Annotated in this window: 16 protein-coding genes; 8 read left to right on the forward strand and 8 right to left on the reverse strand. The window is 63.4% G+C overall.

Annotation, left to right across the window (positions count from 1 at the left end):
• Window positions 1-19 precede the first annotated feature (19 nt).
• From lepA to J5N58_RS12330, 4 genes are all read right to left on the reverse strand, one after another.
• Entirely contained in the window at window positions 20-1,843 is a 1,824-nt protein-coding gene (gene lepA, locus J5N58_RS12315; protein ID WP_112827548.1) for a translation elongation factor 4, read from the reverse strand.
• A 91-nt stretch (window positions 1,844-1,934) separates the two neighbouring features.
• Complete coding sequence (locus J5N58_RS12320) at window positions 1,935-3,188, reverse strand: MFS transporter (protein ID WP_244710997.1); 1,254 nt, start codon at window positions 3,186-3,188, stop codon at window positions 1,935-1,937.
• 112 nt (window positions 3,189-3,300) lie between these two features.
• The gene (locus tag J5N58_RS12325) at window positions 3,301-4,173 is read right to left on the reverse strand and encodes a carbon-nitrogen hydrolase family protein (protein ID WP_113425114.1); all 873 of its coding nucleotides are present in this window, start codon (window positions 4,171-4,173) and stop codon (window positions 3,301-3,303) included.
• 1 nt (window position 4,174) lies between these two features.
• On the reverse strand, window positions 4,175-4,762 hold the full coding sequence (locus J5N58_RS12330; RefSeq protein WP_113338493.1) for a GNAT family N-acetyltransferase: 588 nt from the start codon (window positions 4,760-4,762) through the stop codon (window positions 4,175-4,177).
• Window positions 4,763-4,843: 81 nt separating this feature from the next.
• On the opposite strand from J5N58_RS12330, the gene J5N58_RS12335 reads away from it, so the two are divergent.
• The 3 genes from J5N58_RS12335 (at window position 4,844) to J5N58_RS12345 (ending at window position 6,478) form a co-directional block, all read left to right on the forward strand.
• Entirely contained in the window at window positions 4,844-5,245 is a 402-nt protein-coding gene (locus tag J5N58_RS12335; RefSeq protein ID WP_113338492.1) for a ketosteroid isomerase-related protein, read from the forward strand.
• Between the two features lie 120 nt (window positions 5,246-5,365).
• Window positions 5,366-5,935 carry a helix-turn-helix domain-containing protein gene (locus J5N58_RS12340; protein WP_113338491.1) on the forward strand — a complete coding sequence of 190 codons (570 nt, stop codon included), beginning with the start codon at window positions 5,366-5,368 and terminating at the stop codon, window positions 5,933-5,935.
• Between the two features lie 24 nt (window positions 5,936-5,959).
• Window positions 5,960-6,478, forward strand: coding sequence for a GNAT family N-acetyltransferase (locus J5N58_RS12345; RefSeq protein WP_113338490.1), 519 nt, complete (start codon window positions 5,960-5,962; stop codon window positions 6,476-6,478).
• A gap of 4 nt (window positions 6,479-6,482) precedes the next feature.
• On the opposite strand, the gene J5N58_RS12350 is transcribed toward J5N58_RS12345, so the two are convergent.
• From J5N58_RS12350 to J5N58_RS12360, 3 genes are all read right to left on the reverse strand, one after another.
• Window positions 6,483-7,547: an alpha/beta hydrolase family protein gene (locus J5N58_RS12350; protein ID WP_113338489.1), complete on the reverse strand. Its 1,065-nt coding sequence runs from the start codon at window positions 7,545-7,547 to the stop codon at window positions 6,483-6,485.
• Window positions 7,548-7,672: 125 nt separating this feature from the next.
• A complete protein-coding gene (locus J5N58_RS12355) occupies window positions 7,673-8,878 on the reverse strand; it encodes an MFS transporter (protein WP_113338610.1) in 1,206 nt (401 codons plus the stop codon).
• Between the two features lie 25 nt (window positions 8,879-8,903).
• Window positions 8,904-9,509 carry a TetR/AcrR family transcriptional regulator gene (locus tag J5N58_RS12360; protein ID WP_112827557.1) on the reverse strand — a complete coding sequence of 202 codons (606 nt, stop codon included), beginning with the start codon at window positions 9,507-9,509 and terminating at the stop codon, window positions 8,904-8,906.
• 166 nt (window positions 9,510-9,675) lie between these two features.
• On the opposite strand from J5N58_RS12360, the gene J5N58_RS12365 reads away from it, so the two are divergent.
• From J5N58_RS12365 to J5N58_RS12385, 5 genes are all read left to right on the forward strand, one after another.
• Window positions 9,676-10,701 carry a histone deacetylase family protein gene (locus tag J5N58_RS12365; protein ID WP_113338488.1) on the forward strand — a complete coding sequence of 342 codons (1,026 nt, stop codon included), beginning with the start codon at window positions 9,676-9,678 and terminating at the stop codon, window positions 10,699-10,701.
• Between the two features lie 185 nt (window positions 10,702-10,886).
• Window positions 10,887-11,447 carry an isochorismatase family protein gene (locus J5N58_RS12370; RefSeq protein WP_112827559.1) on the forward strand — a complete coding sequence of 187 codons (561 nt, stop codon included), beginning with the start codon at window positions 10,887-10,889 and terminating at the stop codon, window positions 11,445-11,447.
• Window positions 11,444-12,448 carry a GlxA family transcriptional regulator gene (locus J5N58_RS12375; RefSeq protein WP_112827560.1) on the forward strand — a complete coding sequence of 335 codons (1,005 nt, stop codon included), beginning with the start codon at window positions 11,444-11,446 and terminating at the stop codon, window positions 12,446-12,448. Before J5N58_RS12370 ends, J5N58_RS12375 begins: the two co-directional genes overlap by 4 nt.
• Before the next feature lie 148 nt (window positions 12,449-12,596).
• Window positions 12,597-13,547 carry an aldo/keto reductase gene (locus tag J5N58_RS12380; RefSeq protein ID WP_113443972.1) on the forward strand — a complete coding sequence of 317 codons (951 nt, stop codon included), beginning with the start codon at window positions 12,597-12,599 and terminating at the stop codon, window positions 13,545-13,547.
• 4 nt (window positions 13,548-13,551) lie between these two features.
• Entirely contained in the window at window positions 13,552-13,998 is a 447-nt protein-coding gene (locus J5N58_RS12385; protein WP_113444017.1) for a GNAT family N-acetyltransferase, read from the forward strand.
• A gap of 9 nt (window positions 13,999-14,007) precedes the next feature.
• On the opposite strand, the gene J5N58_RS12390 is transcribed toward J5N58_RS12385, so the two are convergent.
• Entirely contained in the window at window positions 14,008-14,898 is an 891-nt protein-coding gene (locus J5N58_RS12390) for a LysR family transcriptional regulator (protein WP_113443973.1), read from the reverse strand.
• Between the last annotated feature and the right edge of the window lie 54 nt (window positions 14,899-14,952).

Consider the following 14,952-nt stretch of genomic DNA (forward strand, 5'->3'; position numbering starts at 1 on the left):
GGAGTGAGAACCTGTGTCCTCACTCATCCCCCATCTTCAGCGCTGCAATAAACGCTTCCTGCGGGATCTCGACCTTGCCGAACTGGCGCATGCGCTTTTTGCCTTCCTTCTGCTTTTCCAGAAGCTTGCGCTTGCGGGTGGCGTCGCCGCCGTAGCATTTCGCGGTCACGTCCTTGCGCAGCGCCCGCACCGTTTCGCGGGCGATGACCTTGCCGCCGATCGCAGCCTGAATCGGGATCTGGAACATGTGCGGCGGGATGAGTTCCTTCAGCTTTTCGCACATGGTGCGGCCGCGCCGCTCGGCGGCGGAGCGGTGGACGAGCATCGACAGCGCATCGACCGGCTCGCCGTTGACGAGGATCTGCAGCTTGACCAGATCGCTCTCGCGATAGTCCGCGAGATTGTAGTCGAAGGAGGCATAGCCCTTGGAGATCGACTTGAGGCGGTCGTAGAAGTCGAACACCACTTCGTTGAGCGGCAGTTCGTAGGTCAGCATGGCGCGATTGCCGACATAGGTGAGCTCGGTCTGGATGCCGCGGCGGTCCTGGCAGAGTTTCAGGATGCCGCCGAGATAGTCGTCCGGCGTCAGGATCGTCGCCTTGATCCACGGCTCGCGGAATTCGCGAATCTTGACCACGTCAGGCATGTCGGCCGGATTGTGCAGCTCCTTCTCTGTGCCGTCGGTCAGCGTCAGCTGATAGACGACCGAGGGCGCGGTCGCGATGAGATCGAGGTCGAATTCGCGGGAAAGGCGCTCCTGGATGATTTCGAGGTGCAGCAGGCCGAGGAAACCGCAGCGGAAACCGAAGCCGAGGGCGGCGGAGGATTCCATTTCGAAGGAGAAGGAGGCGTCGTTGAGCCGCAGCTTGCCCATGGCAGCGCGCAGTTCCTCGAAATCGGCAGCGTCGACCGGGAAAAGGCCGCAGAAGACCACCGGTTGCGCCGGCTTGAAGCCCGGAAGGGCCTCCGCCGTCGGGCGCTTGTCGTCCGTGATCGTGTCGCCGACGCGGGTATCGGCCACTTCCTTGATCGAGGCGGTGATGAAACCGATCTCGCCGGGGCCGAGGCTGTCGACATTCACCATCTTGGGGGTCAGCACGCCGACGCGCTCGACCGTGTATTTCGCGCCCGTGCCCATCATGCGGATCTGCTGGCCCTTGGTCAGCACGCCGTCGATGATGCGCACCAGAACCATGACGCCGAGATAGGTGTCGTACCAGCTGTCGACCAGCAGCGCCTTGAGCGGCGCGCTCTCGCCACCCGTGCTCTTCGGAGCCGGTAGCTTGTGCACGATGGCTTCCAGCACGTCCGGAATGCCGAGGCCGGTCTTGGCGGAGATCAGGACCGCCTCGGATGCGTCGATGCCGATCACTTCCTCGATCTGTTCCTTGATGCGGTCGGGTTCGGCGGCCGGCAGGTCGATCTTGTTGAGAACGGTGACCAGTTCGTGGTTGTTGTCGATCGCCTGATAGACATTGGCGAGCGTCTGCGCTTCCACGCCCTGGGAGGCGTCGACGACGAGCAGCGACCCCTCGCAGGCCGAGAGCGAGCGCGACACTTCATAGGCGAAGTCGACGTGGCCGGGCGTGTCGATGAGATTGAGGATATAGGTCTCGCCATCCTTGGCCTTGTAGTGCAGACGCACCGTCTGGGCCTTGATGGTGATGCCGCGTTCGCGCTCGATGTCCATCGAGTCGAGCACCTGTTCCGACATTTCGCGTTCGGCCAGGCCGCCGGTCAGCTGGATCAGGCGGTCGGCGAGCGTCGATTTTCCGTGGTCGATATGCGCGACGATCGAGAAATTGCGAATATGGTCGAGGGGCGTGCGGTTCTGTGTGCTCATGGCCTGCGCATATAGCAGCGGCAATGAAGCCCGCAAAGCGGAAAAGCAGGGATTTGTTCACCTTGAGGGGTGGATTGCCGGCCTTTTCGCATCAGTGCGGTTGCCGGACGTTCTCGCCATCCGGTTCGGTGATGACGCTGGCGTTCGGCACCTGGGCGCTGCGGATCTCGAAGCCGTCGCGGCCGGTGGCTTCCGCAGGCTTCCGCCGCTGCATGCGCCAGACCACGAAGGCGAGATAGAGCAGCGCCACGCCGATGGCTGCGAAGATGAAGGTCTGCTGACCGAATACCGGCGTTGCGAGCGTGACCGCGAGCGGCACGAGCGTCGCCGAGGTGGACCAGGCAACCAGTAGCGTCGACGACAGCGGCACGAAATCCTCTGGCGCCGTGCGGTCGTTGGCATGGGCGTTCGCGACCGAATAGATCGTCTCCACCGCACCGGACCAGATTGCGAATACCAGCATCAGAAGCAAGAGGTTGTTGAAGGACACGAAGAAGGCGCTGACCGCCATCACGGTGATGAGACCGCAGGTGATGATGAGCACGACACGACGGTCGATGCGGTCAGACAACGCTCCCAGCGGATATTGCACGAAGAGCATGCCGAGCTGCATGATGAACATCAGCATGGCCACGTCGCCCTGTGACACGGCGTTGTCGGCGGCATAGATCGGCGTGAAGCCCTGCACCACCATTGACAGTCCGCCGGCGGCCAGAACGCCGACGAGGCCGACCGGCGAGTTGCGCCAGACCATGGGAATATTGACGCTGACATGGGCTGGCGGCGGTGGGTTCGGCAGGCGGGTGAGGCTGATCGGCAGGATGGCGAGCGCCGTGAAGAAGATGGTGGCGAGCGGCGCGAGATTGCCGTCGGCCGGGATCTGCCCGAAGATCCAGGCCCCGGCGCCGAGCCCGATGACATAGGTCATGTAGAAGAACGACATCGCCTTGCCGCGCCATTCGTTGGATGCGGCATGGTTGAGCCAGCTCTGGGCAATGATGAAATTGGTATTGCCCGCCGCTCCGTAGAGGCCGCGTCCCAACACCCAGAAGATCGGATTGACGCCAATGGCAATCAGCAGGGCGCCAAGGGTGACCAGCGCCATCGAGGCGGCAAAAAGCCGTGCATGGCCGACACGGCGGATGAGCGGCCCGGCGACCACGCAGCCGATGAGCCCGCCGAAGGCGACCGCGGTGATGGCCGCGCCGGCGGCCCAGGAGGGCGCTCCGGACCGGGTGAGCACGAAGGGAACATAGGCCGACATCACGCCGTTGCCGAGCGCCACCGCCGTCATCGAGACGATAATGCTGGCAATGGAAAGGGGGGAATTCCTGCGGTTCTGCATGATTTTTCACGGGCTTGCCGGCCGGAGCGAAATGGTCCGGCCGGTCCGCACACTAGCCGGCGCCGCGCAAAAGGCAACCGGCCCGGCGGGCGCATTCGCGCCGGTTTTCCGGTCAGACCGAAAACTGTTCCGGCCAGTCGCGGCGGGTGGCGACCTGTCCTTCGGTACGCAGCTTTGCGACAGCGGCAAGGTCGATGGAGGTAACGAGCCAGCTGGTCGCCTCCACCTCCGCGCTCTCGCTCTCGGCAAAGACCCCGCTCGGTGGCATGCCGTAGTCCGAGGGCACGTAAAGCGCGGCGCGGCCCCGGTTTTCGTCGAGCGCCGGCGACCAAGGGGCGGTGCCCGCCGTTGGCGAGGCAAGCACGGCGAACTGGTTTTCGAGCGCGCGCGCCTGCGCGCCGATCCGCACGCGGTAGGCTCCCGCCAGCGTGTCGGTGCAGCTTGGGGCCAGCACCAATTCGGCGCCCATCTCGGCGAGCTTTCGGCTGAGCATCGGAAATTCGTTGTCGTAGCAGATCAGGATACCGAGTGTGCCGACCGGCGTTTCGAAGACCCGCAACCCCTCCGCACCCGCGGCTATGCCCCATTGCTCACGCTCGAAGCGTGTCATGACGATCTTGTCCTGATGGCCGATCAGCCCGTCCGGGCCGAAGAGCCAGGCGCGGTTGCGATATTGCCCGTCGGGGTCCCGAACGGGCGCCGAGCCAGGCTGCAGCACGACGGAATGCTTGCGGGCCAGTTCCTCGCAAAGCCTCAGCCAGTCCGGCAGCAGCGGTTGGATGCCCGCGATGGAGCCGTGCAGGTCGGAGCGAACGGCCTCGTCCAGTTGGCCGGCGAGCACGAGGCCGGCATATTCCGGCAGGAGCAGCAGTTCCGCACCCCTGCCAGCGGCTTCCTCCACCAGCTTCGTCAGGTGGAGGACGTATTCCTCCCAGGTCTCGATCAGTTCGATCTTGTACTGGCAGGCAGCGAGCGTAACGGTCATCTCAGAGTTTCCGGATCCAGAAGGAGAGGGGTTTTGGGCTTTCGCGGGTTTCGTCGAGGTCGCGCCAGGAGAAGGTGGTCCGAAGCTCGGGGTGATGGGCGTAGCCGCGTTTTGCCCAGAACGCATCGAGTGGCTGATAGTTTTCGGGGCGCCGCGGATGGTCTGTGGGGCGCTCGACCGCGCAGAAAGTGGCGTAACGCAGGCCGAGTTTCCGCGCCTGGGCCTCGCGGTTCTCGAAGAATTTCACGCCGATGCCCCGGCCGCGATACTGGGGAAGCAGCACGCTTTCGCCGAAATAAAAATACTGGGCGGGATCGCGGCCGGCGGCGATGAACGGCGCCTTCACCTCGTCGGTTTCGGCGGTCATTGGCGTCCCCGTCGAGGCCCCGACAACGACATCGTCTTCGATCGCCAGCACGAAGATCGAGCCCTGCGAGCGTGCATAGATTTCCATGTACTGGCGCTCGTAGTCGCTGTCGCCATGATAGAGATAGGGAAAATCGCGGAACACCGCGATCCGCAGTCGCGCCAGGTCGTCGAAGAAGGGGCTCGCGTCGCTGCCTGAAAAGGATTTGATTTCCAGAGTCATAGATTGTCTTCTAGCGTTTCAATGCCGGTTATACCGTCTCGAATCATCCAATCCAAGTTTGCATGCGCCAGGGAGTTTTGCATGACCGCCGCCGACACCATCCGCGCCTATTACGATGCCTTCAACGCCCAAGACATGGAGCGCTTCCTGTCGCTCCTGACCGACGATGTTGCCCACGACATCAACCAGGGCGACCGGCAGATCGGCAAGGAAACCTTCGCAAAGTTCATGGACCACATGAACCGTTGCTACAAGGAAACGCTGACCGACATGGTCATCATGACAAGCGAGGACGGCACTCGGGGCGCTGCCGAATTTATCGTCAACGGCACCTATCTCGCGACCGACGAGGGCCTGCCGGAAGCCAAGGGCCAGACCTACAAGCTGCCGGCCGGCGCCTTCTTCGAGCTGAAGGACGGCAAGGTTGCCCGCATCTCCAACTACTACAGCCTCCCGGACTGGATCCGTCAGGTTCAGGGCTGAACAGACGGGCGCGGGGTACCATCGGCACTTATCACAGGGCGGGCGGTCATCGTGACCCCCGCCTTTTGCTTGTCGCTTGACTCCACTATAAGAGAAATGCATTCTTTGATAATGGAATCAATGGATGCATGTTTCGAAAAGACGGTCGGTGAGCGGGTGAAGCGCCTTCGTGGCGAGCGCAACCTGACGCTTGACCAGCTGGCGGAGCTTTCCGGCGTCAGCCGGGCGATGATCTCGCGTATCGAGCGTGCCGAGGCAAGTCCGACGGCGGCTCTGCTGGCGCGGCTCTGCTCGGCGCTCGGTGTTTCACTTTCGGTGTTTTTTGCGAGTGCGGGGCCCGAGGTTTCGCCCATTGCCCGACGAGAGGACCAACCGGTCTGGCGCGATCCGGAAAGTGGTTACCTCCGCCGCGCCGTCTCGCCCGGCGGCACCGGTTCGCGGGTGGATGTGGTCGAGGTGGAGTTTCCACCCGGTGCCGAAGTGCGTTTCGATGGGCAACAGGCGAGCCGCGCCCAATGGCAGCATGTCTGGCTGTTCGAAGGCGAGATGGAGCTGACGGTCGGCGACACGGTCTACACGCTTCGGCCGGGAGACTGCGTCTTCATGAATGTCGGCGATGTCCACGGCTTCCGCAACGCCACCTCGAAACCTGCCCGCTATGCCGTCGTCATCGACCTCGGCCACCGATAATTCCCGCTTCCCGGAGACGCTCTCATGGTCACGATCCGCATGCTTGACGAACAACAGGCGCTTGCCGCCCTGCCGGACCTTTGCGAGGTGCTGGCCGATTGCGTGGAGGGCGGCGCTTCCGTGGGCTTCATGTCGCCATTTACGCCGAAAGATGGCGAACTCTACTGGCGGGGTGTGGCCGCAGCCGTCGGCCGGCGTGAGGTTCTGCTCTTTGTCGCCGAGGTGGATGGCCGTGTCAGTGGCACGGTGCAGATCGGTTTCGCCTTGAAGCCGAACCAGCCGCACCGCGCCGACCTGATGAAGCTGCTCGTGCACCGCCGTGCGCGCGGCCTTGGCCTGTCGAAGCTCTTGATGCAGGCGGCCGAAGCCGAGGCCGCGAAGCATGGCCGCAGCCTGCTGGTGCTTGATACGGCCACTGGAGAACTCGCCGAGCAGATCTACGAAAAGCTCGGCTGGACCAGAGGCGGTGTCATTCCGGACTACGCGCTTTTCCCCGATGGTCGCTACTGCGACACCACCTTCTTCTGGAAGCGCGTCGGCTGACGGTTCATTTTCCCGCTTGCAACGTGCGCTCGAAGGCGGAGACGATCAGGCCCGTCAGCTCCTCGTGGATGCTGGCGCGCGACCTCTTCGGGTTCTCGTTGCAGATCGGGTCGGGTTCGCCGATGGATGCCAGGAAGTTAGCCGACCCCGGCTTGCAGATGGGCAGGAAGCTGAAATGATCGGAATTGTCCACCTGCGCATAGCTGGCCTTCCGCACCTGCTTCGCCAGGTTATCCGATAGCACTGCGACCGGGATTTCGCCCGCGCTGCCGAGATTGATGAAGGTTAGCGGAATGTCTATGGCCTCCACGCTTTCCGGTTTGAACACGGTGGCAAGGCCCGGATCGACCAGCACGGCCGAGACGATGCGCGGATCGCGGTTCGATTGCTCGAAGCGGGTCCGGTCGATGCTGCGAAGATCCAGACTCTCGACCATGACCTCTTCGTTGTCGGCAAAACCCCTTCCACCGCGGAACCACCGGCAATCCATCATCGCGGGATAGGTCTCGCAATAGCGGGCAAAGGCATCAAGATCGGCGCGCGCGCCGGCAAGTTCCATCGCCGTGCTGCCCCCGAGGGAAAAGCCGAGGACGCCGATGCGATCCCTGTCGATACTGTCCCTGAAGCGGCTGTCGGCGGTCAGCGCGGTGACGATCTCTGAAAGATCCTTGGTCCGCTCCCAGATCTTCGGCGTGGCGGCAGGCGTGGAATCGCCGCTCGTGGTGCCAGGATGGTTGGGACCGGCGACGATAAAGCCAGCCGCTGCGATCCTTGCGGCGATCCATGCCATGCCCTCGACACGGGAACCGGAGCCATGGGACAGGAGTACGAGCGGGAAGCGGCCCCGCTCGATGGAGGCGTTCCTCAAGGCGGGAGATCCCTCGAAGATGCGGTTTTCGCCGGCGATCATCTCTTCGCCGTCACCGGCGGAAGGATACCAGACGGTGACCGCTAGCGACCGGTCCCGTTCCGGGGAAACGATGCTGATCTTCCGGATACCGACTGTCTCGGCGGAGAATGCCGGGCAGGCGGCCAGAAGGAAGGCAAGGAGTGTGAGTTTCAATCGCATGGGAGCCTTATCCTGTTTTGCTGGAGAAGGCTCCCTCTTCATGCCGCGACGGGTCTTTCGCGACCTTGATCGCGTTCGAGGACGTCCCCGAACGCGATCCTGTCCGGCTGCGTCAGAGTATCCTGTCAGGCTGTCGCGCGCTTCTCCGTCAGGAAGTACAGGAAGGCGAGAGCCGGAAGCGCAAGGCCGATCATCGAGGCAAGCGGCCATCCGCCCTCGGCAAAAGCCCATGCGCCGACGGCCGAACCGATTGCGCCGCCGAGAAAGAAGATGGCCATGAACAGGCCGTTGAGGCGGCTGCGCAACTCCGCGCCGAGGCTGTAGATGGCGCGCTGGCCGGTCACGAGCGTCATGCTCACACCGAAATCGACGAGGATGGCGGCGAGCGTCAACAGGGCAAGCGCAAGGGTGCTGCCTTCCGGTGCGACATGGGTGACAAGATAGCCTGCCGCGACGCTGGCGATGCCGAGTGCGGTCGCCGGCTTGCCGAGGCCCCTGTCGGCCAGCCTTCCGGCAATCGGCGAGGCGATGGCGCCGGCAACGCCGGCGAGCGCGAAGAGCGCGATGCCGGCCTGGCTGAGATGGAAGGCGGGGCCGGCGAGATAGAGTGGCGTCACCGTCCAGAACAGGCTGAAGGCCGCGAACTGGCAGGCCTGATAGGCGGCGCGTCGCTGCAGCACCTTCTGCGTGGCGAGCTGAATGCCCATCGAGCGGAGAAGACCGAGATAGCCAAGATGCGTTGTCGGGCGGCGGGCGGGCAATCTTGCGGCCAGCAGGACGGCGAGCGCCACCATGACGCCGGCCGAAACGAAGAATACGGTGTGCCAGGAGGTAAGGCGGGCGAGAAAGCTCGCAACCGGCCGGGCCATCATGATGCCGATCATCAGGCCGCTCATGACATTGCCGATCACCCGCCCACGGGCGTAATCCGGCGCCAGATTGGCGGCGAAAGGTACGATCATCTGCACGGCGACCGAGCCGAGGCCGATGGCGAGCGATGCCGCGAGGAAGGGGACGGGGCTTAAGGAAAGGCCGGCGGCGATCAGCGAAAGCGTGACAACGCCGATCATGGTGAGGATCAGCCGCCGGTTCTCGACGAGGTCGCCGAGCGGTACGAGGAAAAGCAGGCCGAGACCGTAGCCGATCTGCGTCAGCGTCACGATCAGGCCGGTGGCGTGCACCGGCAAGCCGATGGCTTCGGCAATCGGGCCGGCAAGCGGCTGGGCGTAATAGAGGTTGGCGGCGATCAGGCCGCAGGCCGCAGCCATGACGAAGGTCATTCCTGCGGATATGCCGGGTGCTGCGGTCGGGCTGGCGGAAAGGGAGGTCATGGAAAAATCCTTCGGGAGAGCAGGGTCAATCGAGAATTCTGAGAAGCGCATCGGCGGCGGCATGGGTGGCCGCCGGCTTCGGGCCGGTCTTGCCAACGATGCGGATGCCCTGGAGAAAGGCCATGACGGCAAGCGCGGCCGTATCCACATCGACATCGCGCGAGATCGACCCGTCCGCCTGCCCGTCGCGAATGAAGCCGCGGATCTGCTCCAGTGTACGGGCTTGCGAGAGGGCGACCCGTGCATCCACTTCGGCGTCGAAAAGGGCGAGTTCGACGGCGGCGCCGATGGCAAGGCAGCCGCGGCGTCCGGTCTCGCCGCAGGCTGCGTCTGCATAGAAATGCAGCATGCCGCGCACCTTGTCGCGGCCGGTCGAAAACGGTGCAAGCTCGGCTTCGAGCAGGGCGTTGCGCACCTGCTTGTAGCGATCGAAGGCCGCAAGGAAGATCGCCTTCTTGTCCTGGAATGCTTTGTAGATGCTGCCGGCCGTCAGGCCCATCGCCGCCTTGAGATCGGTGATGGACGTGCCGTGATAACCGCGCTCGGTGAAGACGACGATGGCCGCGTCGAGCGCGTCATCAATGTCGAATTCCCGGGGACGGCCTGCGGTGCGGTGACTGGTGGCGGACATGATCGAACTGTATTGGCGGTTAATTTGGAAATGATCGTTTCCAAATAGAGGCAAAATTGCCGGGCGTCAAGGCCGGCCGACAGGCCGCAACGGTGTTCTTCTCTTCGCTTGCCTGCCGCGACAGGCAGCGCTAGCCTCCGCCCAGCGTTAGAACAGAGGGAACGAGATGCGGGTTTTCTATTCCGAAAAACATAAGCTTAGGGATGCCAAGACGGAGCTGCACGGCGGCCTGCTGGTGAAGCCCTTCGAGGGGCCTTTCCGGGCCGAATGGATATTGGCGGCGGTGAAGGAAGCGGGTTTTACCGACGTGGTGGCCCCGGCGGAATATGGCCTCGACACTGCGAAAAAGGTGCATGACGAGAACTTCCTCGAATTCCTGCGCACCTGCTGGGATCGCTGGACGGCGGCCGGTTATCCGGGCGAAGCGATCCCGACGGCTTACGCTTATCGCCGCAGCCGTAACCGCGTGCCGCGCAATATCGACGGCGCCGTCGGCTATTATGCCAATTCCGTCGAGACTTCGATCTCGGGCGGCACCTATGAGGCGGCGCTATCGTCGATGAATGTCGCGCTTTCCGGCGCCGACTGGCTGAAGGAGGGCAACCGCTTCGCCTTCTCGCTCTGCCGTCCGCCGGGCCATCACGCCGGCATCGATCTTTTCGGCGGCTACTGCTTCATCAACAATGCCGCTGTCGCCGCCCAGTGCCTCTTGGACCATGGCGCGAAGAAGGTGGCGATCCTCGACGTCGATTTCCACCATGGCAACGGCACGCAGGACATCACTTATCATCGCGACGACATCTTCTTCGCTTCCCTGCATGGCGATCCGGCCGACGCTTTCCCCTATTTCCTCGGCTATGCCGACGAAACCGGCGAAGGCGCGGGCGTGGGCCTGAACGCCAACTATCCGATGCCGGCCGGCACGCCCTTCGACGTCTGGTCGGAAGCCCTTGCGGATGCGCTGAAGCGGATCGAGGCCTATGGCGCCGAGGCCATCGTGCTGTCGCTTGGTGTCGACACCTTCGAGAAGGACCCGATCAGTTTCTTCAAGCTCACCACACCGGACTATATCCGCATGGGCCGGATGGTGGCCGCAACCGGCCTGCCGGTGCTCACCGTGATGGAAGGCGGCTACGGCGTGCCGGAAATTGGCCTCAACGTCGCCAACGTGCTGAAGGGGTTGGAGGACTGAACGGCAACTGCAGCATGGAGAGAGCGGGGTGTCGGCGCGGCGCGGATGACATTGCCGTAACGGAGATAGTCGCGCATCCAAATCCGCCTTTGGCCGGATATGTCCGCCATTCGTCCAGTCCGATGCTTTTTCCCTATGTTGAAAGGGCTATTCTCGGCTATCTCAAAATTCATGGAGAGCGAGAAATGTCCGATATCAACACCGCATTGATTGTCATCGACGCCCAGGAGTCCTTTCGCCAGCGGCCCTACTGGGATCAGGAAAGGGCTGAGGTATATATCGAGCGCCAGCAGGCTTTGATCGACGGCGCCCGCGCCGCGGGCATTCCGATCGTGCGTATTTTCCATGTCGATGCCGATGAACCTTTCACGCTCGAAAGCGGCTTCGTGCGCACGCTTGCCGAACTGCGGTTTGAGCCCGACGTTACCTTCCACAAGAGCCGGCATTCAGCGCTCGTCGGGTCCGGCCTTGATGTCTGGCTGGTGGAAAACGGCATACGTCGGCTGATTATATCCGGTATCCGCACGGAGCAATGCTGCGAAACGACGACGCGGCATGCCTCCGATCTCGGCTGGGACGTCGATTTCGTTTCCGAGGCGACGCTGACCTTCCCGATGACCCATGCCTCGGGCGAGACCTTCGATGCCGACGCCATCCGCAAACGGACCGAACTGGTGCTTTCAGGCCGCTTCGCCCGCATCGCGACCGTCGAGGAAGTGCTGGGGAAAAAGGCGCTTGCCGCATGACAAGGAGCGGTCCGGAAGGAGAAAGGCAGACCGTTCCGGTGTTCACGCTGGTGCCGCCGGAGGCGCTGCTGATCGATATCGCCGGACCGCTCGAAGTGCTGCGCTATGCCAATATCGAGCAGAACGACCTGCATTTCGATTGCCGCTATATTTCCGACCGCGCCAGTCAGACGACCTCAATCGGGTTGAGGATCGACGGCCTCGAACCCCTGCCGGAGCGATTGCCGCAAGGGGCGATGCTCGTCATCTCCGGGAGTCTTTCGGTCGGGCTTGCCGAATTGCGCGGCGATCCCGAGCTTCGTCGGCTGAGAGACTGGCTGCGCGCGGTCGTCACGGACGATACGCGGTTGGTGACGGTGTGCTCCGGCGCCTTGCTCGCGGCTGCGGCCGGGCTGATGGATAGCCGGCAATGCACCACCCATGCGGATTGCATCGAAGAGCTCCGGTCGATCGCGCCGACCGCGGCCGTGCTGGAAAACCGGCTCTATGTCGAGGACGGCAACCGCTTTTCCAGCGCCGGCATTTCCACCGGCATCGACCTCATGCTGCACGTGGTCGCGCAGCTCACTTCGGCGCGAGTTGCACTCGCCGCCGCCCGCCGCATGGTCATCTATCTGAGGCGGAGTGGGTCCGATCCGCAATTATCGCCCTGGCTCTCCGGCCGCAATCACATCCATCCGGCCATCCATCGCATTCAGGATGCGGTAATGCAGGAGCCGGCGCGGGATTGGAGCCTTAGCGATCTGGCGCGTCTCGGGGCGCTCAGCGAGCGCCATCTGACGCGGCTCTTCCGCGAGCATACCGGCCTGTCGGTGACGGAATATGTCAACACCATGCGGGTCGCACTTGCCCGCGACCTCCTTTCCCAGACCCGCCTTGACATGGAAAGCGTGGCGGAACGGGCAGGCTTCTCCTCGACCCGCCATTTGCGCCGCGTCTGGGCGGAACATCAGCCCTTGCCGCCCAGTCGGTATCGCAGGGAGAGGGACGGGGACGCATAAGGGCGACGTCCCCGGCGAGGGGTTGCTTCATTCTCCGGCGAGATTGTCGGATCACAGAAATTGAATGGTCGGCCGGCTTTCCGGTTGCTAACCTTTGGCAACGCACGTCCGGCCCTCAGGGTCGTTTTCAGGATTCCGGAGTTATTTCATGCAGATGCGCGCACTCGGCCGTACCGGCCTCTCGATCTCCCCGGTCGTCTTTGGCGGCAATGTGTTCGGCTGGACGGCGGACGAGAAGACCTCATTCGACCTGCTCGACGCCTTTTTCGATGCCGGTTACAACGCCATCGACACGGCCGACGTCTATTCCGCCTGGGTGAATGGCCATGAGGGGGGTGAGAGCGAGACGGTCATCGGCAGGTGGCTGAAGCGCGGCCATGTTGCCCGCGACAAGGCGGTGATCGTTACCAAGGTCGGCTTCGACAACAATGGCCGCAAGACGGGCCTCAGCGCCAGATGGATCGCGGAGGCCGTGGAGGCTTCGCTCCGCCGGCTGCAGACCGATTACATCGACCTCTATCTCTCCCACAAGCCGGACCCGGATGTGCCTCACGAGGAGACGCTTGCGGCTTTTCAAACGCTGAAGGAACAGGGCAAGGTTCGGGCTATCGGCTGCTCCAATTTCGATGCCGATCAGCTTGCCGCATCCTTCGAGGCGGCGAGCGCGCACAACCTGCCGCGCTACGACGTGATCCAGCCGGAATACAATCTCTATACCCGCAACAAGTTCGAGGGCGCGCTCGCCGACCTCTGCGTCCGGGAAGAAATCGGGGTCATCAGCTATTACGCGCTGGCCGCCGGTTTTTTGACCGGCAAGTATCGCGAAGCCAGGCACACCGAAGGCGCAGCCCGCGGCTACCGGGTCGGCGATTACCTGAACGACAGGGGTTTCCGCACTCTCGCGGCCCTCGATCAGGTGGCGATGGAAACGGGTGCGACGCAGGCGGCGATTGCGATCGCATGGGTTGCCGCGCGCTCGGGCATCACCGCGCCGATCGCCAGCGCCACCAGCCTGCGTCAGCTCGAAAGCATGATCGCGGCCGGCAAGCTTCAGCTTACGGAAGCGCAGATGGCTTTGCTCGATGCTGCCGGAGCCTGATGCCATGGTCCTCGAAATCCGTGACGCGGGGCCCGGTGACGAGGCGGCGTGGCGCCGCCTGTGGGACGGCTATCTCAGCTTCTACGACGTCGCGCTTGCCGATGACGTGACCGACCTGACCTGGTCCCGTATCCTCGATCCGCAGTCCCGCGTAGCCATGCGGGTAGCGGTCGTGGATGGGGAACTAGCCGGCTTCGCCATCCACCATTTCCATGATTCCACCTGGGTGAAGACCCCGGACTGCTATCTGGAAGACCTCTATCTCGACGAACGTTTCCGCGGCCATGGCATCGGCCGGGCGCTGATCGACGACCTCATCGGGATCGCGCGGCAAAAGGGCTGGTCGCGCCTCTATTGGCACACCAATCGCGACAATGCGCAGGCGCGGAAGCTCTACGATACTTACGCGCAGGAAGACGGGCATGTGCGCTACCGGATGAAGCTTGGCTGATGCCTGTCTTCACTCCGTGTGTCGGAAGAAATCGATGAAGGCTCTCAGCGCCGGCCGCATCTGCCGGCGCGAGGGATAGTAGATGTAGAAGCCTTCGAAGGGCGGACACCAGTCTTCCAGCACCCTGACCAGTTGTCCCGTCTCCAGCGCTTCCAGCACGCGGGCATCGAACAGATAGGCAAGCCCCGCTCCGTCGAGGCAGGCGGACAGGATCAGCTTGTCATCCGGCAGGATCAGCGGTCCGTCGACGGAAACCGTGAGCGTCCGTGCGTCCTTCTCGAATTCCCAGCGATAGATGCGGCCACTGGAGAAGCGCCGTCGGATGCAGCGATGATCGGCCAGATCGCGCGGATGGGCGGGCTTCGGATGATTGGCGAAATAGCCCGGCGCCGCCACCACCGCGCCGCGCAAGGGGCCGCAGGCGCGCACCGCGATCATGTCGGCCTCGAGGCTTTCGCCAAGCCGGATGCCCGCGTCGTAGCCCTGTTCGACGATGTCCTCGAAGGTATCCGCTGTCACCAGCTCGACGGTGATATCGGGATAGCGCGCCAGGAAGTCTCCAAGGCGTGGCGCGATCAGGTGTTCTGCCGCCGGACGCGGCATGGTGACCTTCAGCAGGCCAGCCGGCGCGGCGCGGCTGTCTGCCAGCGCCGCCACCGCGCCGTCGATATCGCGAAGCGCCGGTGTTAGGCTGTCGAGCAGTCTGCGGCCCTCCTCGGTTGGCGCGACGCTGCGGGTGGTGCGTGCCAGAAGCCGGATGCTGAGGCTTGCCTCCAGCGAGGCGACGGCATGGCTGACGGCCGAAGGCGCAATTGCCAGCTCGTCGGCCGCCTTACGGAAGCTGCGATGCTCGGCGACGGAGGCGAAAACTGCGAGCTGGGAAAGTTGGATCCGGTTCATTGTTCTATCTGATAGAACAAACTGAGCGCCTTTGCAGCAATTATCAGAGCGGCG

The sequence above is a fragment of the Paenirhizobium cremeum genome (assembly GCF_022884085.1).
GTDB lineage: Bacteria > Pseudomonadota > Alphaproteobacteria > Rhizobiales > Rhizobiaceae > Allorhizobium > Allorhizobium cremeum.